We start from the raw sequence: 23,796 nt of genomic DNA on the forward strand, positions 1-23,796 counted from the left end.
TTGTGTCAAACAGCTGCTCTATAAAAGTAAACAAATCGGGACTTTTTTATTATTTAATATGGGAGGAATGTACAGATATGACAAAACAAAATAATGAGGTCATTACATTAGATGCAGTTGTCGTAGGAGCAGGATTTTCAGGGTTATACATGCTACATCGCTTACGGGAAGCTGGTTTCAGTACAAGAGTCTTTGAAGCAGCTGATGGTGTAGGGGGAGTATGGCATAAAAATCGTTATCCCGGGGCCCGTTGTGACAATGAAAGTATTGATTATAACTTTACTTTCTCTGAGGAACTCTTCAAGGAATGGAATTGGTCTGAGAAATTCTCGAAGCAATCGGAAATCTTAGAGTACCTTAACTATGTGGCAGATAAATTCGATTTGCGCCGCGATATTCAGCTCAATACACGAATTACTTCGGCTCATTTTAACGAGGGCGAAAATAGGTGGAACATTCAAACTGATGAAGGAAGTACATTAAGTGCAAAGTATTTTATTTCAGGAGTAGGGTGCCTCTCTGCTGCGAATATCCCTAAGTTTAAAGGTCTAGATAGCTTTGAAGGGAAGTGGTACCACACTGGAAATTGGCCAAAGGAACAAGTGAATCTTAAGGGAAAACGAGTTGGGGTAATAGGTACGGGTTCAACCGGTATTCAAGTTATTCCAGCCATTGCCCCAGAGGTAGACCATCTTACTGTTTTCCAACGAACTGCACAATATAGTGTACCGTCAAGGAACCATGCATATGACCCGGAATATTTAAAACAAGTGAAAAACAACTTCAATGAATTTAAACGTAAAAGGAGATATTCTTTTGGGGGATTCCCAAATGATGTGGAAGCTAGACCTTCAGCACTAGATGATAGTCCAGAAGAACGCGAGAAGTTATACGAGGCAGCTTGGCAAAAAGGTGGAGTGAGTAGTTTCTTCCTTGAAACGTACCAAGATTTAACAGCTAACGAAGAAGCTAATGAAACGCTGTCCGTTTTTATCCGTAACAAAATCAAAGAAATTGTTGACGATCCAACTGTGGCAGAGAAATTATCACCAACCTACTTTTATGGTACAAAGCGCCCGATTCAGGATACGAATTATTATGAAACCTATAACCGCGAAAATGTTAGTTTGGTCGATGTAAAGGCAAATCCAATTGTGGAGATTACACCAAAAGGGATTCGAACAACTGATGGGGAGTATGAGTTAGACATTATTATTTTTGCAACCGGTTATGATGCGATGACAGGATCGCTATTCAAGATTGATATTCGTGGTAAAGATGGGCTGACACTTAAGGAAAAATGGGAAAATGGTGAGCAAACCAAAACATATCTTGGAATTGCAACTTCGGGTTTTCCTAATATGTTTATGATAACAGGTCCTGAAAGTCCTTCTGTGTTGAGTAATGTACCTACATCTATTGAACAGCATGTGGAGTGGATAACTGATTGTATCGAATACCTCAGAGAAAATGACATTGACATTCTTGAGGCGAAAGAGGTTGCTGAAGAGGAATGGAGCAAGCATTGTCGTGAAGTCGCCGAAGCCACTCTTTTTACGAAAACGGATTCATGGTATACGGGTGCGAATGTACCTGGTAAGCCACGAAGATTCCTCATATATCTTGGTGGGGTGGGACCGTATCGTGAAAAATGTAGCGAAGTTGCATCCAACGGGTATGAAGGATTCTCCATACAACACACATTAAAAAAAGCTTGAAATTATCAATGAATAAATGAAAGCGCTTTAAAGAGAGAAGTGGATTATAGAGTTAGGATGGGTTGGAAGGTTTTAAATCATAAATGCCCTGTCACTTACACAACAAGTGACAGGCTGTTTTTAAAAAAAGGAGGTATTTCATGACGAAAACATTGGAGGATAGAGTCAGTGAATTAGAAGCTCGTCACCAAATTACAGAGGTGATAGCAAACTATAATCATGGAATCGATAAACGGGATGTAGAATTATTTATGGATGTTTGGGAAGAAAATGCCCTTTGGGATTTGGGAGATCCAGAAGGGTGCTGTCGCAATAAACAGGAGATTTTAGAAAGGCTGAAGATTAGTTGGAGAGATGTTCCAAAAACACATCATTATACCGTAAATATAGTGATTAATCCTGATATAAAAAATGGTGTAGCAACAGCGATTTCCGATCTTGATGCAACTGCGACAAATAAAGAAGGTATCCCTTTAGTTATTGCAGGTACTTATTATGATACATTTAGTAATAGTACTGGAAAATGGCGTCTAACAGAAAGAAAACTTAGAATCCATTCCTTTACACCTGTTTCAGAGCTTGCATCAGCTAAATCTTCCACACGAAACTCTGGTTAACAATATGGAAAAAGAGCCTGTAGTCCACAATATGTGAATTACAGGTTTTAAATATAATCATTTAATTAACGAAGATTTAAGAAATAAAACCTTTCCGAAGTAATTCAGCTACTGCCTCGACGCGGTTATTTACTTCTAGTTTTTTGATAGCAGATTTTATATAATCCTTTACTGTATATTCACTGATTTCCATAGAGTTAGCCATCTCTTTTATGCTTTCTCCCCATGAAATACGTTGCATAACTTCACTTTCTCGTTTGCTTAATTTGCCAATTGATTGTCCTTCCTTGTTTGTTTCAATGATTTCTCCAACTAATTTCCCATATAGAGTAAGAATTGTTAAAAAGTTCTCGTCGCTGGTGAAATCAGTGTTCAATTCACGTCCAATAAAGTAACCGACTGGATTTGAACTAAAGCAAATTGGGATGATGAAGTGATCATTCCTTTCGTTAGGGTTCGTATATTTACTACCGTACTTCTCGAAAAACTCTTCATTAGAAATATACATGGCTCTCCTTTTTCGTAAGGAGGTATTAATAGGAGGTAAATTTCGGAGGTCATCTCTTACATGTCCAATATAGTATAACCCTGATGTATTAATTTTGATAATTCCTTCAACGATGTTTCCAAGTGGTGCATATCGAAATAAATGAGCTTCTTGGATAGGAAATAATTCGAGTAAACCTTTCGTACATAAATGTAACTTTTCCTCTTGAGATAAGGCTTTATCAAGGTTTGATATATACTCATGTATTGTCGATTGCTTTAACATTTTTACCCTCCTAATTTATGTGGGTTGGGTTTCATCATAACCTTCCTAACAAAAGAAAGCGTTTTCAAAAAAGATAACAAAATTCCTAGTTTTAAAAAAGTTAGTTGTCTACATTTTCTACAAGGTTCTTATTTCTCCTTGTTGTTTTAAAAAAATAACGTATAACACTAATTTTATACAGCAAAAGACCGTAGAGGAAGTCCTTGAAAAGAGGTTGTTCTCTCCTTCTTTTTAGGGGATTGCTATAAATAGCTACTTAAGCAATGTGGAAAATAAAATTTCCTGATTGTTATCTGAATTATCATTTTCCGTCTTAGTCATACTAAGTTGGCGCTAGTAAAGCGACTATCTTATGTGAAAAAAGGAGTATGAACATGGCAAAGCCAGATAATCGAAAGAATAATGTAGAGCGCTTGCAACAAATGAAGGATAATACCCAACATAATATTGAGGCGGCTGAAGAGACGTTGCAATCGGATTTACAAGAGGAGCAACGAAAAGCAATTAAAGAGAAAAACCATAGACGTGCGGAAAGCATTAAGGCGTTTGATGCTGAAATAGCTGACGAAATGGAAGCAAGAAAAAATGGGTATAAAAACCAATAGAAGGTTGAGATTACTGAATTTTGTTTAAGCAGCAACGTCTATAAAGACCAAGCTCTGTTAGAAGTAAGGGAACCCAAGGCATTGAAAAAGGTAAAACAACCTTTCTCGATGCCTGATTATTTGTATGTGGCCGCACATATAGAATAAACTGAAAAAGTAAAGTTGAACTTTTCAGTACACTCAACCTCGGATTTTCACGCTAGTTATAAATGCAAGTATGTTAACTGATTCTGTATGAAGTCCCCGTAAATCACATACACTACATTCATCTATCATAGGTTGGAGTGACACGATGATACTCAGATTTGGCTATGTCTCAACGGCACTTTCATTATGGGAAGCTTCCCCTTCTAGGACGTTAACGTTTACGAATTGGAAGAAACAAGATAAAAAAAGTAGGAAGGAAAAGTTATACCATCTTACCGAGCAAAATTTAAAAAACACGCTTCGCACTCTTCATTATAATATAGCTCATGGTATTGATGTTTATCGTATGTCTTCATCGCTTGTGCCGCTTGCCACACACCCAGAGGTTAACTGGGATTATGTCACACCTTTTAACCATTTATTCAAAGAGATTGGATCATTAGTTCAGAAACATCATTTGCGGGTCAGCTTTCACCCGAACCAATACACCTTGTTTACAAGTCCACAAGAACATATAACAGCTAACGCAATTATTGATATGACTTATCATTATAACATGTTTGAAGCAATGGGGTTACATAAGGATGCATCAATGAATATTCATGTAGGGGGCGCGTATGGCAATAAGGAAGAGGCGATAGCGAGATTCAATAATAATTTTGTGAAACTTGATGAGAATATTCGTAAACAAACAACACTTGAGAATGACGATAAAACGTACACAGCAGAAGAAACGCTTCGAGTTTGTGAGGAGCACGGTCTTCCTTTTGTTTTTGATTATCATCACCACTGGGCAAATCCAGGAAATGAACGAGTAGTGGAATTGCTACCTCGAATTTTTGCTACTTGGGAAGGAACTGGAAAGCCTCCTAAATTTCACTTATCCTCTCCGAAATCAGAAAAATTAATACGAGCTCATGCGGATTATGTTGATATAGAGTTTGCTATAGATTTTATTAAAGCGTTAAAAGCTTACGGGAAATCAGCAGATATTATGATTGAGGCGAAAGCGAAAGATAAAGCAGCATTGAGACTGGTCGAAGAGTTAGGGAAATTACGAGGTTTTAAGCGAACTAGTGGAGGAGCTATTGAGTTATAAAAAATAAGAAAAAAGGGGTAATGACGTTCCCCTGTGCTAGCTTCGTTCTTTAAGGTAGAACTTTTAACAACATCTCTGTGAAATAAGTGCTCATGCTCTATGGAGTCTCCCTTAGAAAAGGTGAGGCTTCTTTTGTCTGTGCTTTCCTCAAAAATGATGAATAATAAAAGTATTTTCGTACGTAGTGTAGGTGGTTTCTATTCTAATCTAATATTAAAGTTAGATTATACGAAAAAGACTTAAAGTTTTATTGAAAGCTTTAAAGTAATAGAGGATGCTAAAGAAATAGGAGGTGGAATGTTCCGTTCTGTCTATTTACATTGTGAACATCATAGAAGTCCTACAATAAAAAGTAAGCGATTTCAAAATGAGAAGTCGACTAATTAAACAACTCTTGGGGAAATTAAAATTCACATTGAGGAGAGGGTAACGACTCATGTATAAAGAGCGATATAGTATGACTTTAACACAATTGCTTGAAGCGGCTTTATCTATGAAACAAGACGAAGAAGCTATATACGACAGATATAGAAGAGTAACGTATCAAGAATTATATCAAGAAGTTGGCGAAATAGCCTCCGGTTTGTACCAACTGGGGATTCGTAAAGGTGATCGCGTAGCAGTCAGTTTACCAAATTGGCATGAATTTATCGTGATCAATTTTGCATTGGCTAAATTAGGCGCGATACTCATTCCTTTTAACACGCGATTTAAAAAAGATGAAGTGATTTATATTTTAAACAATTCGGGTGCAAAAGTCGTTTTCTTTCCTGAAGAATTTGATCACATAAATCACTATGAACAATACCAAGAAATAAAAGCGAGTGTACCAACGTTAGAGCATTTAGTTTCGGTTCGATTTGAAGCGAACGAAATTAAGAGTTATGACCATTTATTAAGACAAGGGAAAAGTCAGGAAGCACCTAACGTCGAGGTTGATCCTCTCAATGACGTTTATGCGATTTTGTACACATCAGGAACGACAGGAAGACCAAAGGGAGCGATGCTCACACATCGCAACTTGGTTCATACAGCCGTTGCAGGGACGGAATGTATGGAGTGTACACCAAACGATGTCTTTTTACTCCCAACACCGATTTTTCATGTTATGGGGCTAATGTTTGTCTTACGAACGATTGCGTCGGTAAGCCGAATGGTTTTAATGGAACGATTTAAGCCAGAGAGCGCATTAGCACTGATTGAACAGGAAAAAGTGACGATACAGCCAGGTGTTCCAACGATGTTTATTCTGCAACTAAATCATCCTTCTTTTAAAAAGTATGATCTTTCATCATTACGAACAGGTGAGATGGGAGGAGCTCCTGCCCCTGTAGAAATCATCAAGCGTATTAGAGAAGAAATGGGATGCAATGTTCTTGTGGGTTACGGAATGACAGAGGCAGCTCCCACTTTAACGTTAACCAATTTTAAGGATGATGATCAGTTAAGAGCTGAAACGGTGGGAAGAGCTCTTCCAGGTGTAGATATTAAAATTGTGGATGAACAGCGGAAAGATGTAGGAATCGGCGTTGTTGGTGAACTAGCGTGTAGAAGTTTTGGACTGATGAAAGGCTACTATAATATGCCTGAAAAGACAAGTGAAGTGATGGATGAACATGGTTGGTTTTATTCAGGTGATTTAGCAACGATGGATATAGCTGGATACATTCGGATTGTAGGACGTAAGAAGGAAATGATCATTCGAGGTGGGTACAATATTTATCCTCGCGAGGTCGAAGAGTATTTTTATACTCTTCCTTATGTAAACGATGTGGCCATTATTGGGTTACCAGATACGGTTCTTGGTGAGATATCTTGTGCTTGCATTCAGCTCAAATCAGATTGCGTGGCTACTGAAGACGAGATTCTTTCATTTATAAAAGGAAAAGTAGCTGATTATAAAGTACCAGATAAAATTATAATTGTTGAGAAATTTCCTATGACACCATCCGGAAAAATCAAAAAGGTAGAAATGCAAAAATTGGTTAAAGAGCAAGTGCAATTGAGATAAATGTCACAGGTGAGTCAACTAGTGTTCGTTTAGCAAACGGAAAATGAAAAATTATGATTATTAAACAATGAAAGGAAGAAGCAAACATGACAAAAACATTTAAAGTTGGAGTAGTAGGAGCAGGAAATATGGGGTCAGGAATTGCACAAAAGATGGCGCAAGAAGGCCTTGATGTGACATTAGTCGATATGACAAAGGAGCAAGTTGAAAGAGGAATCTCAACTATTTATGGGACACTTCAAGAGGGAATCGAGCGTGGGATTTTCACTGAAAACCAAGTGTCTGATACGATGGCGAGGATTCATGGTACTTCTTCCTATGAAGCGTTAAAGGATGCTGATCTTGTTGTAGAGGCCGTTTTTGAGGATTTAGAGATTAAGGGAGGGGTCTTTGCAAAGCTTGATAAAATTTGTGACTCGAAAACAATCTTTGCTACGAATACGTCAACGATCTTCATTCGCGAAATTGCGAAATACACGAGTCGCCCCGATAAGGTAGTTGGAATGCATTATTTCTATCATCCAGCAAAAAATAGATTGGTAGAGGTTATTCCGCATGATGGTACAAGTAAAGAGACGATTGAAACAACCCTTCTAATTGGAAAGCTTCATAACAAGACTTGTATTGTTGTGAAAGATTCACCAGGATTTGCGGTTAATCGTTATTTTACAACGTTCTTAACGGAGGCTATTTATTTATTTGATCAAGGGGTTGCGAATATCCCAACAATTGATGCAGCGGCGAAACAAGGGTTTGAGATTGGAATGGGACCATTTGAATTAATGAATGTGACAGGGGTTCCGATTGCACTACATGCTTCTACGTATGTCGCGTCACAAATTAGTGAGTTCTATGCTCCAGTCGAACTGTTGAAAAAACAGGTTGAAATGAAGGAAGACTGGGATCTAAATGGGGAAATAGATGAAAGCAAATTTGCTGAAATCAATCGACATCTATATGCGACGATTTTCGGAGTAGCTGGTGCACAAGTCGATGAAGAAGTAGCGAGTATTGAAGATACAGATCGAGGAGCAAAGATAGGATTAAGATGGAAATTAGGACCGTTTGAATTGATGAATAAAGTAGGGGTTCAAGAATCTTGGAAAATGGTTCAAGAATTATATAAGAAACGACCAGGTTTTCACTTACCTGAGGTGTTAAAGAAACAAGCGGAAAAAGGAGAGCCGTTTGAATTTCGTTATATTGACTTAGAAATTAAAGATAGCATTGCCTATATTACCATTAACCGTCCTGAGGTGTTGAATGCATTAAACCCAGCTGTAGTGGATCAGCTAGAGAAGGCTTTTAACAAAGCAGAAAACAACCCGCAAGTTAAAGGGATATCGATCCAAGGGGCTGGGAAAGCCTTTGTCGCGGGAGCAGATATAAAATACTTTATTGATTGTATTAAAAATAATCAAATTGAGAATAACGTTGCTTTTACTAGGAAAGGCCATGAGCTACTTAGACGCTTTGAAACATCTGATAAAGTAACCGTTGCTGTACTTGACGGAATCTCTCTTGGTGGTGGAAGTGAAATGGCACTAGCTTGTCAAGCGATCGTTGCAACAAGCCAAGGATCAATGGGCTTTCCTGAAAGTGGAATAGGAATCTACCCAGGTCTAGGTGGAATGCTACGAATGAATCATCATGTTGGAAAAGAACTTGCAAAGTATTACACATTTACAGGAAAAACATTATCGGCACATGAAGCAAAAGAGTTAGGAATCGTCACGGAATTGGTAGAGATGGAGAACATTGAAACAACAATTAAAAAACTAGTTCAAAACGGCAAGAGTGATAAGTATGTTGAGAGAGAAATCCCTTCTTCGTTCAGTGAATATATTGACGGCTTTTCAGAGGAAAATGTCCAACGTATGTTGAAAGGACAATATCCAGAAGGAGTAAGCAGTAGTTTTGCTGAGAAGACAATCAACATCCTTTCGAAAAAAGGGTTAATTGCATTACAAACTATGAACGAACTTATTAACAAAGAATCAGAGATTACAATTGATGAAAGCATTGAGCTTGAATTAGAAAGTTTAGTTGACATATTTGAAACAGAAGATGCCTTAACAGGTTTAATTTCTACTACAACTGGGAAACGACCTATTTTTATAGAGAAGGTAGTTGTAGGGAGTGTAGATGAACATGTTTCATAAAGCGTATATTCCATACGGAGGCTACTATACAACGCCGTTTAGTAAATGGCAAGGTAGCTTACAAAATGAGAACTCAATTGAATTAGGAGCGAGAAGCAGTAAGAAATGGTTTGAGGCAAAGAAATTAAATCCAAATGAAGAGCTAGATTATCTGTACCTTGGAATCACGATCGGTCAGAAAAGCATTTTTTATGGTTCCTCTTGGGCTTCCACCATGATGGGAGCTCCGGATATTCCTGGTCAGACGTTGATGCATGCGTGTGCGACATCTACTACTTCCGTATTTAATGCAGCTGCTGCTGTGGAGCTAGGTAATGTAAACACAGCCTATTGTTTATTAACCGATCGATGTTCAAATGGTCCACACACAATTTGGCCAAATCCAAAGGGGCCTGGAGGCGAGGTTCTTTCAGAGAATTGGAATATGGATAATATGGCACAAGATCCGTCAACGGGACTAGGAATGATTGTAACCGCAGAAAGGATTGCCAAAGAAAATGGGTTTACAAAGGAAGAGGCCGATGAGCTTACCCTTCGCAGATATGAACAATATGCTGAATCATTAAAGAATGATCGGGCTTTTCAAAAACGTTATATGATGCCAATTGAAGTGGCGATCTCAAAACGGGAAACGAAATTTCTTGAAGAAGATGAAGGGGTTAGCCAAACGTCAAGAGAAGCATTAAAAAGACTTAACCCTACGACGGAAGGCGGAATTGTGTCATTTGGATCTCAGACACACCCTGCTGATGGAAATGCTGGAATTATTGTGACAACACAAGAGAATGCGGAGCGTCTAAGTACAAATGCCAGTATCCCGATCCAAGTCATTTCTTATGGGTATTCAAGAGTTGAGAAAGCAACGATGCCGGCAGCTCCTGTGCCAGCCGTTAAAATGGCACTTGAACGAGCCGGATTATCCATTCATGACATAACAGCCATTAAAAATCACAATCCATTTATCGTCAATGATTTGTATCTTGCAAAAGAGCTTGGAATCGACGCGATGAATGTCAATAATTATGGGAGTTCGTTAGTATTTGGTCATCCACAAGCTCCAACCGTAGGACGTTTGCTTATTGAAGCAATCGAAGAAACCGTTGAAAAAGGCGGCGGCTATGCGTTAGCTACAGGCTGTGCAGCTGGGGATAATGGAGCAGCGATTATTGTGAAGGTAGGGTAGGCGAGACGGCCTCGTCATATCAGTGAAACTCTGATCCATAATCAGTGCTCAGTGCGATAATACAATTCAATAATAAGAATAGGTCGATATGATCTTGAATGAAAGTTAGGAATGGAAGCAATCTAAATCCCGCTGCACATGATGTGTGGCGGGATTATTTGTCTCTGTTCCTGTTGTGTTTTTGTAGCTGTCCTTATGTCTATATAGAAATAGGTAATTAGTCCTATTTGTGGTTTGAATGTAAGGATGAATGAAACTGTATTCGTTATTTTTAGTGAAAATTCAACAAATATATACAATTCTATTATTGTTATTAGTAAATTTATCCTATATATTAAGAAGGATTATTCATTTGATTATAAACTGAACGTTTAGGGTGCACAGTCTCGAATAGGGGGATTGCAATATGATTGATGATCTGATACTAAACATTACGATTATAATTTCCTTTCTTTATTTATTAGGGCTTTTTTCGCGTTTGTTTTATAAAAAAACGCTTGATCTAGAAAACATAACTGTTATAACAAAAATAGGCGCTGGAGTCTGTTTTGGAATTCTAGGGTTAGTGTTAATGATGTTCAGCATTCAGGTTAGTCCGACGGTAATCGTTGACTTAAGGCATATAGCAACGGTTATTGCTGCAACGTTTTTCGGAGCGCCTGCAGCGATTGTGTCAGCGGTTATGATTGGAGTGAGTCGACTCTTTTTTGGCATTAACATAGCTTCGATATCTGCGATGATAATGATGTTTTTTATTGGGATCGCCTGTTCTTTAATGGTGAAAGTGAAAATAAAACAAGTAGGCATGGCACTTGTTATGAATTTAGTTAGTATTGTTTTCATTTATGTGGTGCTATACATTAACTTAATGGTTTTTTCAAATAACAGGAATGCCCTTTTGGAAATTTACTCTTTTCACGGTATTTTATCTATTTTCGGTGGATTACTCGCTTTTTATGTTTGCAAATATATAGTAGATTTCAATAAGCTTCATTCTGACTTAACTAGAATTAATGGAGAGCTAGAACAATCAAATCAACGTTTTAAAGCGTTTATAGAAAGTTTGAATTCTGGAATTATTGTTGAAAGTGATAAGCGAGAGGTTACGTTTGTGAATGGGAAATTTCATGAGATGTTTGGAATCTCTAAATCTAGTAACCTCATAAATATGGATTGTAATAAGTTAGTAGATCGATCGAAAGACATTTTCGAAAATAAAGGCATGTTCAAAAAAAGAATTGATGAACTTCTTGAATGTAAAGAGATTGTAACAGAAGAACAGCTTTCTTTAATTGACGGGAGAGTAGTAGAGCGAGACTACATACCCATTCAAAGTAATAATGGTACATATTTAGGAAACTTGTGGAATTATCGAGATATAACGGAGAGGAAAGCATTTGAAATTCAAATTATAAACAGGCAGAAAAAATACAGGGAGCTATTAAAGCAAAATCAATTGGTTCTAGAATCTACTCAGGAAGTCATATTTACAACGGATCAAAAGGGAAATTGGACTTTCTTAAATAAAGCCTGGTCACAAATAACAGGGTTTAGTGTAAAAGAATCACTTGGAAAAAATCTCTCAGAGTATATACACATTGAAGATATAGACAAGAACGAGAAATGGTTCTTCTCACTACTAAAAAAGGAAAAAGAGTATTGTCGACATGAAATCCGTTTTCTAACAAAAGAAGGTTCCGTTATATGGCTTGAGGTACTTGCCAAATTATTTATCGATAACGAGGGTGGAATAATTGGTACGTCCGGATCGTTAACAGATATCTCCCATCGAAAAGGAATGGAAGAAAAACTACTTGAGAGTGAACAAAAATACAAATCTCTTTTTGAGAATAATGCAAGTTTAACGTACACAATTGATTTGCAGGGACACTTTATTAGTGTAAATCATGCAGCCGAAAAGATAACTGGTTATACCAACAAGGATTTAGAAGGATCTGCGTTTATTCCGATTATTAGTAAACCTTATGTAAAACATACAATAGAGCAATATGAAAAGGCACTGAATGGAGAATCGGTAAATTATGAAACGCAAATCATTCATAGAAATGGAAATAAAGTATTCTTAAATGTAAATGTGAACCCGTTAATCATTGATGGAAAGATATCCGGAGTCATTGGGATGGCTTATGATATTACTAGTCAAAAGAAAGCAGAACAGAAATTATTTCAAAGTGAGCAACGATATCGAAGTTTAATTGATCTTTCTCCAGAAGTCATTTTTGTCCATAGCAAAACGAAAATTGAATATATTAACGATAAGGTTGTATCTTTTTTAGGAATATCAAACAAAGAAGACATGATTGGTAAATCGGTGTTTGACATTATTCATCCTGAAGATAAATATACAGTTGCTTATAATATGACTTTAGGATTTTACAACAGTCCAGAATTTCCTGAGTTTAGTGAGTTGCGTTTTATGAAACAAGACGGTGGCGTAGTGGTCGCTCATGTTAGGGCTAAGATGATTGAATATGAAGAAAAGCCAGCTATGCTTGGAATCATTCATGATGTAACTGCGCAGAAAGAATTGGAGTTACAGTTGATAAAAGCAAATGAGATGCTAAAAAAGACGTCGAATTTAGATGGATTAACAGGAATTCCTAATCGTAGATATTATGATGAGACCATTGCTAGAGAGTGGCTTGATGCAATGAGACAAGGGAAAGTAATGTCTGTCATTATGATCGACATCGATTGTTTCAAATTATATAACGATACGTATGGGCATCAACAAGGAGATATTTGTTTAAAGAAAGTAGCCCGTACATTAAAAGCAATTTTAAATCGACCAAAGGACTTTGTCGCAAGATATGGTGGTGAAGAGTTTTCCGTGATCTTGCCGGACACGGATGAAAAAGGGGCAGCTTATCTTGCAGAAAAATTGAGATCAAGCATTGAACAACTTAATTTACCACATATTCATTCAACGGTGAAACCAATGGTAACGATTAGTTTAGGAATCTCATCGGTAATACCTGTTTTGGGATCTAGTTACAAAGAGTTAATAGAGTCTGCAGATAAAGCACTTTACAAAGCGAAGAAGAATGGCAGAAACCAAGTCAACATGTAACACCTGTGAAGTGTGGGGACGATGATTAATAAGAGGGGAACCACACTAATTAGGGAAGATACAAATATTCCGATAATCCCCCATAAAAAAGCGGCCGTTCCTATGAAGAGTAGTGCAAGCTTGTTATTCACCATGTCTTTCCTTTCTGTAACGTTCTTAAATCAAACGTATATGTAAAAGTAGTTATGCTTATCGCAATTTGTATTTTATCATTTACCTGAAAAAATGCACTTTTTAATTATGAAGAAAGAGGCAGCGGATGAATGAAGGGTAACCTAACTATGTTTCTTTCCAGGTCGTTCATTTACACGTTTTATTCTTTGTTTTTTTACTCTTCGAATGTCTAAAAGCCTACAGCAGAAGCGATGTAATCAAAAAACTGTCTCATAAGCTTTTGGTTTAGCTTTTGAGACAGTTTTTAATTTTATCTATTTAGACTCACGTCACGAACATAGAAGTAGCCACTAGGGTATTGCCAGAAACCTTCTACATCTGATCGAACACTTGAAAGGTTATCTGGGAAGTAAAGATAGGCATAAGGAGATTCCTCTGCCAATTTATTGTGGACCTGTTCGTATAATGTAACACGTGCGTTATGATCACTTTCTTGACGAGCGGCTTCAAGAAGCTCATCTAATTCAGCATTTACAATTCGAGAACGATTTCCAGGCGCTCCAACATTGTCAGAATGGAAAACAGGGTAGAGACCATAGTCAGCGTCAAGGGTAACCGTTCCCCAGCTTCCTAAGAAGATTTCTGATTGCCCTAAACCAGCTCTTTCAAGGTATGTGCCGTATTCATACGTATCAATGCTAACATTAATCCCAAGTTCACTTAATTGATCTTGAAGAACCACTGCTAAGTCTTGACGCTCACGATTATCATCCGTTAACAGTGTGACATCAAAACCATCGGCATAACCAGCCTCTGCAAGGAGCAACTTTGCTTCTTCCAGATTATATGGAATAGAATCAATGTTGTCACTGTAACCATTAACACGTGGAGAAATTGCGCCATTTGCTGGAATACCAAATCCGTCAAGAATTCCTACCACTAATGCCTCTTTATTAATTGCCATATGGATAGCTTTGCGGACATTCACATCGTCAAAAGGTGCTACTTCTGTATTAAAACCGAGGTAGGCAAGCCTTGCACTATTTACTGTCTGAACTGCAATTTCAGAATTGCTTTCAAGGCGAGTAATGTCATTCGGGAAAACAGTTGTGTTAATGTCAATGCTTCCTGTCTCCAGTTCCGCAATTCGGGTTGCACTTTCAGGGATCACTTTGAATGTTAACGAGTCTACTTTGGCTTTTTCCTCACCCAAAAAGTCTTCATTTTTTGAGAGAGTAACCGAGTTTCCAGGCTCTTGGGTTTCAAATTTAAAAGGACCAGTTCCAGATGGATTTTCATTAGCTGCAGCAAAAGGACTGCCGCCATTTGCTAAATCTTCATAAGATTGTTCAATTACAGTAGGACTAATAATGCTTCCCGCAGTGTGTGCTAAGTGAGAAGGAAGAGGGGCAAATGGAAATTCCGTCTCAATTTGTAGCGTATAGTCATCGACGACGCGAACTTCTGTAACCATTCCGAATAAAAAGGCTACAGGAGAGGCTACTTCAGGGTCACGAACGCGATCTAGACTTAACTTAACAGCCTCCGCATTTAATTGTGTACCATCATGAAAAAGTACGCCTTCACGGATTTTCGCTTCCCAAACAGTATCTTCAATTTGTTCCAAGCTTTCCGCTAATCCGAGTTGAATCTCGGAATTTGAATCAAGATATACAAGCGCATCATATATGGACGCATTAATAGTATTAGATACGGCTTCGTTTGCTCCATGCGGATCAAGAGAGACTGGGTCAGAAGCGATACCGATATGAACATCTCCACCTGTTGTTTGTTCAATTGTCTTGTCAGAAGTAGGTTCCGATGAAGAATCATTGCTGCAGGCGGCAATAAGGCTAATTGCAAACAATAAAATAATAGCTAAATACTTTGTTGATAGGTGTTTCATGCAAATCCCCCTAAGATAGAATTCTAATCTTGTGTAAACACATAGGGATTATAGTATATAAATACTTATTAATTGTCAATTTATTAGTTTGTGAGTTGTGAAGTTGGGATGGGAGATTGATGTACATGAGGATAGGTAAGGTCCGAATATCTCGATGAATTAAGAATTAAAATAATGAACCACTAATAAAAAAAAATCTAATTAGAAAGTAATTTTCTAATTAGATCCTAGTTGTTATTACGAGCGTATACTTCAGCAAGTTCGGAACATAAATCAATGTTTGCTTGAATCAAAGCTTTTAGAAATTTAATCATTCTATTTCCTCCTCTCTAACTGTTGAATTTATTATAACTTTTTCATTGTCAACTTTACAATATTGCTGAAAACGGAAACAATTAGCGAAAATGAACGAAATAACTTATTGAAAGCGATTGTATCTTTTGATTTCACCTTAATACTTTATATTACGTGATATTTTGTAGTTTTAAAGTGGATCGAGCGCTTTCAATCTGAATAATAATCTTATTTGTAACTAAAAATCGGAATTAGGACTAAAACCAGCTTCAAGCTGTGAATGGTTGTAGTATCTAAGGAAACAGTACACTAACTTAAAATTTAGCTGTTATTAATTCGTAATATAAACCTGTTATGGTTTGAATAATAAGGAAAACAGGAAACGAAAAAGCAAGTCTATATCCATATGGAGAGAGAATATGAAAAAATTAGCTATAATCGTTGGAGTATTCTTGAGCTTGCTTGTTGTGACATATGGGTTGGTCGGGAATTATTTTTATAACTTTGCCTTTAATGCAGATCGTGAAAAAGAGTTTCTGGAAGGGAACCCTCATTTGGAGGAAAGTGAAGCGGTTTTAGCTTCGGTTGCCGAGGAAGCTGACATTGCAGATGAGTTGTTTAAACAAAATCATCAACCGGAACAAGTGAACATTATTTCAAACGATAAGAAAAGACTGAATTTGAACGGACAAGGAGAAACTCATTATTCCAAATGCCGGACATGGTGATGCAGAAAAAGTGGATCCAGAAACTTATTGGAGAACGGTCTGGGGATTTGTTGAGAGGTATGTTGAGGTGGGGACTAGGTAAGTGAAGATGTGATCTACTAAAATTTAGATGTTCAATAAAGAAGTAAGTGTGATTTAATGCACTTACTTCTTTATTGTGATCTGACAATATAAATGGCGGGAACTTTCAAGAGTTCGCAGTTTATTTATTTCAATAAAATCAATCCGTGACACAACAAATTTGGAGGCGACATAATGGCAGAGATGTTTGGCTTTAGAATTGTAGATAGATTGCAAAAGATAGATGAAGATATTAAACAAGAAGAATTACAATACCATAATAAAAGAGTACTTGTTAGTAAAGAATTTACTTTTGACGCTGCTCACCATTTGCACTGTTATGAAGGAAAATGCAAAAATCTGCATGGTCATACGTATAAAGTGATTTTTGGAATTAGTGGTTTTGTTAATGAGATTGGACTAGTCATTGATTTTGGTGATATTAAAGAGATTTGGAAAGAAGAAATTGAAGTATATCTAGATCATCGCTACTTAAATGAGACACTTCCGAACATGAATACGACTGCTGAAAATATGGTTGTGTGGATATATGAAAAGATGCAGAAGTCTTTAGAAAAAAAGGAGGATCTTTATAGAGAAGCAAAAGTTGAATTTGTTACATTATATGAAACCCCAACTAGTTACGCAGAAGTAAGAAGAGAGTGGATGGAGTGAAATGAAAAAACTCCGATCAGTATAAATTCTTGACGAAAGACTATTAGAAACAGATTTATCTTACGTTTAACCAAATGACTTTTTTCCTAACTAACATAAAAACAAACAAAAAAAGATCTAATTAGAATAAAAGTCTAATTAGATCATCTGTTAGTGCGTTCGTAAAGTGCAGTATAAATGTCAATTTGTGCTTGAATTAAATCCTTGAAAAATTTCACCATCTGAGTGCAACCTCCTCTGTAGTTTGTTATCTAAATTATAACTTTTACACTGTCAACTACTCAATATTGGAGAAAACGGAAACATTTAGCTTTATTAAGAAGTAAACTACATTGAAAGCGATTGTATCAAATGAATACACTTGATTCCTTGTTCTTTTGTGATTTCTAATCATTTTTAGAAAGTTAATCCATTTCAATGCTACCCCTCACCAAACCACTCAAAATCTTTCTAGTCAAATAAATATCTGAAATCCATTTTCCTTTGTATTTGCTTATTTCTTCCTTAGAAAAATGAAAAGAGCAAAAAGAAATATATAAAATACCTCTTTTTGAAATGCACCTCTAAATATTGTTTACGTAACAAAAAATTCACTTTATAATGAAAAATATGTGAACAAATCTAACAAAACTCTTGATTTTTCAGAGAGGGGATAGTGTTTTGGCGTTAGAAAGAGGGGAACTAAGGGAAACAGCGGAAATTAGAAAAAGTGTAAGCCTTCATACATATTTGAGAAAAATGAAAGGGGATAGTTCGAAAGAGCCGAATTTCCGTATTGGGGAATCTCTTGTTTCAGCTGGCGGGGGATTAATAGCGATGACCATTATTAGTGTTATGGCTGTAAGTTTAGGGTATCCAATGGCTTTAGGACCAATTGGAGCAAGTTGTTTACTTGTATTTGCTGCACATCAAGGACCGTTTTCGCAACCTCGACAAATAATTGGAGGTCATGTACTTTCAACTGGTGCAGCACTGTCAATTTGGGACCTGTTTGGACGGTCACATGTGACAATTGGAATAACGTTGGCTGTTGTATTGTTATTAATGATCATAACCCAAAGCATGCACCCACCCGCTGCAGCAAGTGCAATCGTTGCTATAAACTCTCAAGCTGGTTGGGGATTTTTATTTACCATCTTTATTAGTGCACTAATTGTAGTCGGTATTTCTGTTTTATATAATAATTTGTTTAAGGATAGAACCTATCCTAAGAAGTGGACGTAACAACCAATTTAACTTATTAAGATCGGTATAGTCAGTTACTCATCTACATAAAAAAAGAACCTCTCTTGTGAAATATAGATTATCTATATTCGCAAGAGGGGTTCTTTTTTATCTAACAGATTACTTTATAAACCATGAAAGAATTTAACTGCCTAACACTTCGTAAAGCTACCTGCACCTACAATAATTAATAAGATAAACAAGACAACAATAAGCGTGAAGCCATCGAAGCCGCGTTTAGGAACAGGACATCCATACCCATACCCCATAACAGGAGCAGCATAGTGTGGTTGAACCGCATCATCCATCATGTATGGCACATTTTCAGCAGCTCCCATTGTAAATGGAGCATTTACATTAGCACCCATAAATGGTGCGTTTACGTTTGGATACATGTTGACACTTCCTTTCGGGTTAGTTATTTCTCTATATCATACTCGCCTACCTAAAAAATGTAGCCCGTCTACATAAAAATGGGTAGGTGTCTAGGTTCGAGTGATCTATAGCTTATAGAGTAAGACTTTGATTCAAATAAAAGAGATAGTGTATAAAAGAGATGGATGTTTGGTTATGATGAATGATCATTTGCTGTTTTTTGTAAGTGAGGTAGCCTCTTTGTAACATAGTGATCGAGGCTAAATGGTTAAAGTTGAGTCTAGTAATGGAATCGAGCAAATAGGCGGATTGAGTGCTTTGTGGTCTTCGATTTTCGTTAAGAGTTTCGATCATTTGTTGAGCATTCATAATTCCAAATCCATGCCCAAAATAAGTATCATCGCCTAGGACGACGGCATTTTCTCCTCTTAACCAATAAATTTCTGGATGAAAGTCCGGATTATTAAAATAGACAACATCACCAGGTATATAATGTTGGGTATATACATTGTGAAGTCCAAGATCTGAATCAGCATGCCAACTATATAAGTAGAGGTTGGGGAAAATTAGGTTAAAGTTATGATCCCCTATGCTGTTTAAAACGGCATGGTAAAAAATGATCACACAAGCTGTCGAACAGTCAAATGCATAAAGGGAACTATTTTCATAGATGTCCCGAATCGCATTAGAGGGCTGAACGTCTCCCCTTAACCAAAATCCGCCTGTATCTGTTAAGTGCCAGTACTGTGGATTACATCGAGCATATTCGAAAACGGTAAACTCCATTTCGCTGTCATTCATGCCGATGGAACTGTCTATGATGTTCTTTCGAGTATGGACCTCAAATAAAAATTCATCCATGGACCGATAAGGATGCAAGGCAGGATCTTCATGCATACGCTGGATAATCATCCTTTCAACATTGCCAAAGTTCCCCAAATTAGTCATTTGAAAAGGCGTCCCCATTATTTGTATCATATACTCCTCCATTCAGATCATAAGTTAGGCATTATTCCTAATGTATTCGAGTTACATCTTGATCATGTTAACGTTAAATTGTCTTTCATATATTCAACTGTGCGAACCATGCGTAAGTGGTATAGATATTCCTAAAGGGGGGAGCCCTGTCGTTGACAAAATATGTCTACATACTGACAAAGCTTTTTAGCGTAGAGAACCAATCCTAGTATCAGAGCGCATATAGAGATCATTCGCCGCATAAATCCAGGATTGAACGCATAACTAATTTGTTAGACGCAAAACCTCTCGTACATGACACATATATAGGATTTTAGACGCAAATATTAGCGCGATCCGCATAAGAGTGTGAATTTCCCGCAATCACCTTTTATTTAGCCGCAAACATAGCCAGATTTGCCGCATAAAAGTCTCAAATCGGCGCATATATGTTTCATTCCTCATATGAATAACATGCTAAGCATCCAGTAGCTCCGTAATAATAATATGCAAACTTTGTTATTGATACGGCGTTTTTTTATTGATAAACGGGCGCTCTGAACGCTTGAATAACCATATCGTTCAGGAATTAAGGCTCAAAAAGATGCGTAATTTGTACCTTGTTCCAAAATTTGCAAATGTCAGTAGCGCAATTGAGAAATGAAGTGAACCTCCATTTTCTCCTATTTTTTGATATAATAGTATCACCTATATAAATACCGTTATCACATGAATTTGAATTTTCTCTTTTAATCTAAGTATGTACTGACAACCTACTAGATAGAAAACAATGAAATTTGGAAGGGGATACATAATTGTGAACTCGAAATATTTAGATTTGTTGGCCCAAAAATACGATTGTGAAGAAAAAGTGGTCACTGAAATTATTAATCTAGAAGCCATCCTCAATCTACCAAAGGGGACAGAGCACTTTGTTAGTGATTTACACGGGGAGTATCAAGCCTTTCAACATGTTTTACGAAATGGTTCGGGGAAGGTTAGAGAGAAAATAGAAGACCTTTATAAAAGGTTATTAACGGAAAAAGAGATTAAAGAATTTGCAACGTTAGTTTATTATCCGGAAGAAAAGATAAAGTTGATCAAGAATAATTTTGATAATGAAAGAGAATTACATCAATGGTATACCGTCATTATTGAGCGTATGATTAATCTTGTTTCTTATGCATCTTCTAAATATACTCGATCAAAATTACGAAAAGCATTGCCTGATCAGTTTGTTTATATAATAGAAGAACTTCTGTATAAAACAGATGAATACACAAATAAGGAACCTTATTATACAAAAATTGTTCAACAAATTATATCTCTAGGCCAAGCTGATAAGCTAATAATCGGTCTTGCTTATACAACTCAGCAGTTGGTTGTTGACCACCTTCATGTAGTGGGAGATATTTATGATCGTGGACCGGAACCTGACAAAATAATGGATACTCTCATCAACTATCATTCTGTTGATATTCAATGGGGAAATCATGATGTTCTATGGCTCGGGGCATTTGCTGGGTCTAAGGTTTGCCTTGCTAATATTATACGTATTTGTGCAAGGTACGACAATTTGGATATTATTGAAGATGTGTATGGAATCAACCTTCGACCACTTCTGAATCTTGCAGAAAAATATTATGAAGACAATCCAGTTTTTAGACCAAAAATACATTCGAAGGAAGAAGTATCAGAGGAAGAACATTTACAAATTACGAAAATTCATCAAGCCATTGCCATGATTCAGTTCAAACTTGAAAGTCCGATTATAAAGAGACGACCTGAATTTAAAATGTCAGAAAGGCTTTTGCTTGAGAAGATTGATTATGACAAAAATGAAATAACGATTGACGGAGTAACATACCCACTAAATCATACTTGCTTCGCTACAGTTAATCCGGAACAACCCGATCAACTGTTAGAGGAAGAAGAGCAAGTGATGGACAAGCTATTATTCTCTGTCCAACAATCGGAAAAGCTAGCTAGACATATGAATTTCCTTATGAAAAAAGGCAGTCTTTATTTAAGATATAATGGAAACTTATTAATACACGGTTGTATTCCTTTAGATGAAGACGGAAATATGGAAAAAATGGTTATTGAAAATAAAACGTATGCGGGTCGTGAATTACTTGATACGTTTGAACATTATTTACGTTTTGCGTTTGCCCATCCTGAAGAGACAGATGATCTTGCGAAAGATATAGTGTGGTATTTATGGTCAGGTGAATATTCATCTCTATTTGGAAAAAGAGAAATGACGACCTTTGAAAGGTATTTCATTAAAGATAAAAATACCCATAAAGAGAGAAAGAATCCATACTATCATTTACGTGAAAATGAGGAAATTTGCCGTAATATCCTAGCTGAATTTGATCTTAATCCGGATCAAGGGCATATTATAAATGGTCATACACCTGTTAAAGAAATTAACGGAGAAAATCCGATCAAAGCTAACGGAAAGATGATTGTAATAGATGGAGGTTTTTCCAAAGCGTATCAATCAACAACAGGTATTGCTGGATACACGTTATTATACAACTCTTTCGGAATGCAACTTGTTGCCCATCAACATTTTAACTCAAAAGAAGATGTTCTTATAAATGGAACAGATGTGTTATCGGTAAAAAGATTGGTAGATAAAGAGTTGGAGAGGAAGAAGGTTTTAGAAACAAATGTTGGAGAGGAAATCTTGCAAGAAGTGTCTATTTTGAATAGTTTGCTAGAGTATCGTTATGTGAAGTGAGGCATTTCAACAAACCTTATTTGATAATATAATGAGCCGTCTCCCCCCTCAGGGAAGACGGTTTCTACAATATATAGTAAATAGAGAATATTTGTTATGTTAGGGGGATAGTATGATGAACCGTTATGAGCTGGCATTAGAGGATATGCTGTGGTTTGCAAGCCAATCAATTGGGACAAGAACCCACTTTGTAAGTCATATTGATGAGACGTTTAAGGTCATTAAGGTTTTTAACCAAAAGGGTTGTTCTCTAGAAGAAGGCGTAGAATTACCAAAAGACCATGCCATATGAAGTCTAATTCCATGTGATGGTCGGGAACCATTAATTATAAATGATACGAAAAAAGATGACAGAGCTAGTGTATTTGATGCGATTTATGAAGCGAAAATAGGTTCCTATTTAGGGATGCCTGTTTACCTTTCAAATGGGAAACTGTTTGGGACTGTTTGTGCTATTGATCCAGAACCTTATGCATTTACGGAGCAGGAGATTGAAACGATCAAGCGTTTATCATCTGTCGTTTCAGTTATTATAGAAAACGCAGGGAAATCAAGTTATGATGAATTTGATGACAAATTAATGAGACTCGAAAAATTATCCTTGCTTGGACAATTATCCGCCGGTCTAGCACATGAGTTACGTAATCCAATGCAATCGGTCAGAGGATTTGTTCAATTTTTATTTGAAGATCAAAAACATAATCACTTTAGAGATATTGTGCTAAGTGAAATCGACCGAATGAATCAATTAATTAATGATTTTTTAATGGCAACTCAACCAACAGCACCTAAAAGAGATTATTACAATATTAACGATCTTGTTAGTGGAACCGTTGAATTTATGAAAAATGAAGCAACATTGCATAACGTAGATGTATCTCTTTCGTTTGAAGTCGAAAAAGCGATCGTTCATGTTGATAAATCACAAATAACACAAGTACTGATAAATCTAATGAAGAATGCGTTTGAAGCAGCTGGAGCTGAATATGGCAAAGTAAAAGTTGCTGTGAACATCCAGGAGCAACAAGAGGTTGTAATTGAAATTGTCGATAATGGTCCGGGGATACCTGTTTCAATTATTGGAAGAATAGGTGAACCGTTCTTTTCAACAAAGGATGAGGGAACGGGTTTAGGGTTATCAATTTCTCAACGAATCATTCAAGAGCACAATGGAGCGATTCGTTTCGAGAATTTGGCAGATGGAACAAAAGTATCAGTGAAACTGCCGTTGGTTGTTGAGAAAAGGGCATAGATCGGGTACGACACTATAATAAGGTAATGTATGACTGCCTACAAAATATATTGCGAA

Annotated in this window: 18 protein-coding genes; 14 read left to right on the top strand and 4 right to left on the bottom strand. The window is 36.8% G+C overall.

Going from position 1 to position 23,796, the window contains the following annotated elements; genetic code table 11:
* Positions 1-77: 77 nt before the first annotated feature.
* Both N0O92_RS08435 and N0O92_RS08440 read left to right on the top strand, forming a co-directional pair.
* The gene (locus N0O92_RS08435) at positions 78-1,718 is read left to right on the top strand and encodes a flavin-containing monooxygenase (protein ID WP_315614231.1); all 1,641 of its coding nucleotides are present in this window, start codon (positions 78-80) and stop codon (positions 1,716-1,718) included.
* Positions 1,719-1,858: 140 nt separating this feature from the next.
* Positions 1,859-2,335, top strand: coding sequence for a nuclear transport factor 2 family protein (locus N0O92_RS08440; RefSeq protein ID WP_315614232.1), 477 nt, complete (start codon positions 1,859-1,861; stop codon positions 2,333-2,335).
* A 76-nt stretch (positions 2,336-2,411) separates the two neighbouring features.
* Here the strand turns inward: N0O92_RS08440 and N0O92_RS08445 are convergent, their stop codons facing one another.
* On the bottom strand, positions 2,412-3,107 hold the full coding sequence (locus tag N0O92_RS08445) for a LuxR C-terminal-related transcriptional regulator (RefSeq protein ID WP_315614233.1): 696 nt from the start codon (positions 3,105-3,107) through the stop codon (positions 2,412-2,414).
* 368 nt (positions 3,108-3,475) lie between these two features.
* Between N0O92_RS08445 and tlp the strand changes: the two genes are divergently transcribed.
* The 6 genes from tlp to N0O92_RS08475 all read left to right on the top strand — a co-directional run bounded on the left by tlp (position 3,476) and on the right by N0O92_RS08475 (position 13,405).
* Entirely contained in the window at positions 3,476-3,712 is a 237-nt protein-coding gene (tlp, locus tag N0O92_RS08450) for a small acid-soluble spore protein Tlp (RefSeq protein ID WP_315614234.1), read from the top strand.
* A 292-nt stretch (positions 3,713-4,004) separates the two neighbouring features.
* Entirely contained in the window at positions 4,005-4,958 is a 954-nt protein-coding gene (gene uvsE, locus N0O92_RS08455) for a UV DNA damage repair endonuclease UvsE (RefSeq protein ID WP_315614235.1), read from the top strand.
* A 436-nt stretch (positions 4,959-5,394) separates the two neighbouring features.
* Entirely contained in the window at positions 5,395-6,969 is a 1,575-nt protein-coding gene (locus N0O92_RS08460; protein WP_315614236.1) for a long-chain-fatty-acid--CoA ligase, read from the top strand.
* An 86-nt stretch (positions 6,970-7,055) separates the two neighbouring features.
* Complete coding sequence (locus N0O92_RS08465) at positions 7,056-9,131, top strand: 3-hydroxyacyl-CoA dehydrogenase/enoyl-CoA hydratase family protein (protein WP_315614237.1); 2,076 nt, start codon at positions 7,056-7,058, stop codon at positions 9,129-9,131.
* Complete coding sequence (locus tag N0O92_RS08470) at positions 9,121-10,314, top strand: thiolase family protein (RefSeq protein WP_315614238.1); 1,194 nt, start codon at positions 9,121-9,123, stop codon at positions 10,312-10,314. The genes N0O92_RS08465 and N0O92_RS08470 overlap by 11 nt, the downstream gene beginning before the upstream one ends.
* A 406-nt stretch (positions 10,315-10,720) precedes the next feature.
* Complete coding sequence (locus N0O92_RS08475) at positions 10,721-13,405, top strand: PAS domain S-box protein (protein WP_315614239.1); 2,685 nt, start codon at positions 10,721-10,723, stop codon at positions 13,403-13,405.
* Positions 13,406-13,829: 424 nt separating this feature from the next.
* On the opposite strand, the gene N0O92_RS08480 is transcribed toward N0O92_RS08475, so the two are convergent.
* A complete protein-coding gene (locus tag N0O92_RS08480; protein WP_315614240.1) occupies positions 13,830-15,425 on the bottom strand; it encodes a glutathione ABC transporter substrate-binding protein in 1,596 nt (531 codons plus the stop codon).
* Positions 15,426-16,138: 713 nt separating this feature from the next.
* Here N0O92_RS08480 and N0O92_RS08485 point away from each other — a divergent pair.
* From N0O92_RS08485 to N0O92_RS08495, 3 genes are all read left to right on the top strand, one after another.
* Positions 16,139-16,447, top strand: coding sequence for a hypothetical protein (locus tag N0O92_RS08485; RefSeq protein WP_315614241.1), 309 nt, complete (start codon positions 16,139-16,141; stop codon positions 16,445-16,447).
* A 255-nt stretch (positions 16,448-16,702) separates the two neighbouring features.
* Positions 16,703-17,182, top strand: a complete 480-nt coding sequence (gene queD, locus N0O92_RS08490; protein ID WP_315614242.1) for a 6-carboxytetrahydropterin synthase QueD — start codon at positions 16,703-16,705, stop codon at positions 17,180-17,182.
* A gap of 660 nt (positions 17,183-17,842) precedes the next feature.
* Entirely contained in the window at positions 17,843-18,406 is a 564-nt protein-coding gene (locus tag N0O92_RS08495; protein ID WP_315614243.1) for an HPP family protein, read from the top strand.
* Between the two features lie 152 nt (positions 18,407-18,558).
* On the opposite strand, the gene N0O92_RS23780 is transcribed toward N0O92_RS08495, so the two are convergent.
* Positions 18,559-18,675: a YjcZ family sporulation protein gene (locus N0O92_RS23780; protein ID WP_396334484.1), complete on the bottom strand. Its 117-nt coding sequence runs from the start codon at positions 18,673-18,675 to the stop codon at positions 18,559-18,561.
* 238 nt (positions 18,676-18,913) lie between these two features.
* Positions 18,914-19,759, bottom strand: coding sequence for a protein-glutamine gamma-glutamyltransferase (locus tag N0O92_RS08505; protein WP_315614245.1), 846 nt, complete (start codon positions 19,757-19,759; stop codon positions 18,914-18,916).
* 796 nt (positions 19,760-20,555) lie between these two features.
* Here N0O92_RS08505 and fbp point away from each other — a divergent pair.
* The 3 genes from fbp to N0O92_RS08520 all read left to right on the top strand — a co-directional run bounded on the left by fbp (position 20,556) and on the right by N0O92_RS08520 (position 23,739).
* Positions 20,556-22,487, top strand: coding sequence for a fructose-1,6-bisphosphatase (gene fbp, locus N0O92_RS08510; protein WP_315614246.1), 1,932 nt, complete (start codon positions 20,556-20,558; stop codon positions 22,485-22,487).
* Between the two features lie 112 nt (positions 22,488-22,599).
* Positions 22,600-22,779: a hypothetical protein gene (locus N0O92_RS08515; RefSeq protein ID WP_315614247.1), complete on the top strand. Its 180-nt coding sequence runs from the start codon at positions 22,600-22,602 to the stop codon at positions 22,777-22,779.
* 33 nt (positions 22,780-22,812) lie between these two features.
* Complete coding sequence (locus N0O92_RS08520) at positions 22,813-23,739, top strand: ATP-binding protein (protein ID WP_315614274.1); 927 nt, start codon at positions 22,813-22,815, stop codon at positions 23,737-23,739.
* The last annotated feature ends 57 nt before the right edge of the window (positions 23,740-23,796 follow it).

This window comes from Alkalihalobacillus sp. MEB130 (genome assembly GCF_032335535.1).
Taxonomy (GTDB): domain Bacteria; phylum Bacillota; class Bacilli; order Bacillales; family Bacillaceae_D; genus Halalkalibacter.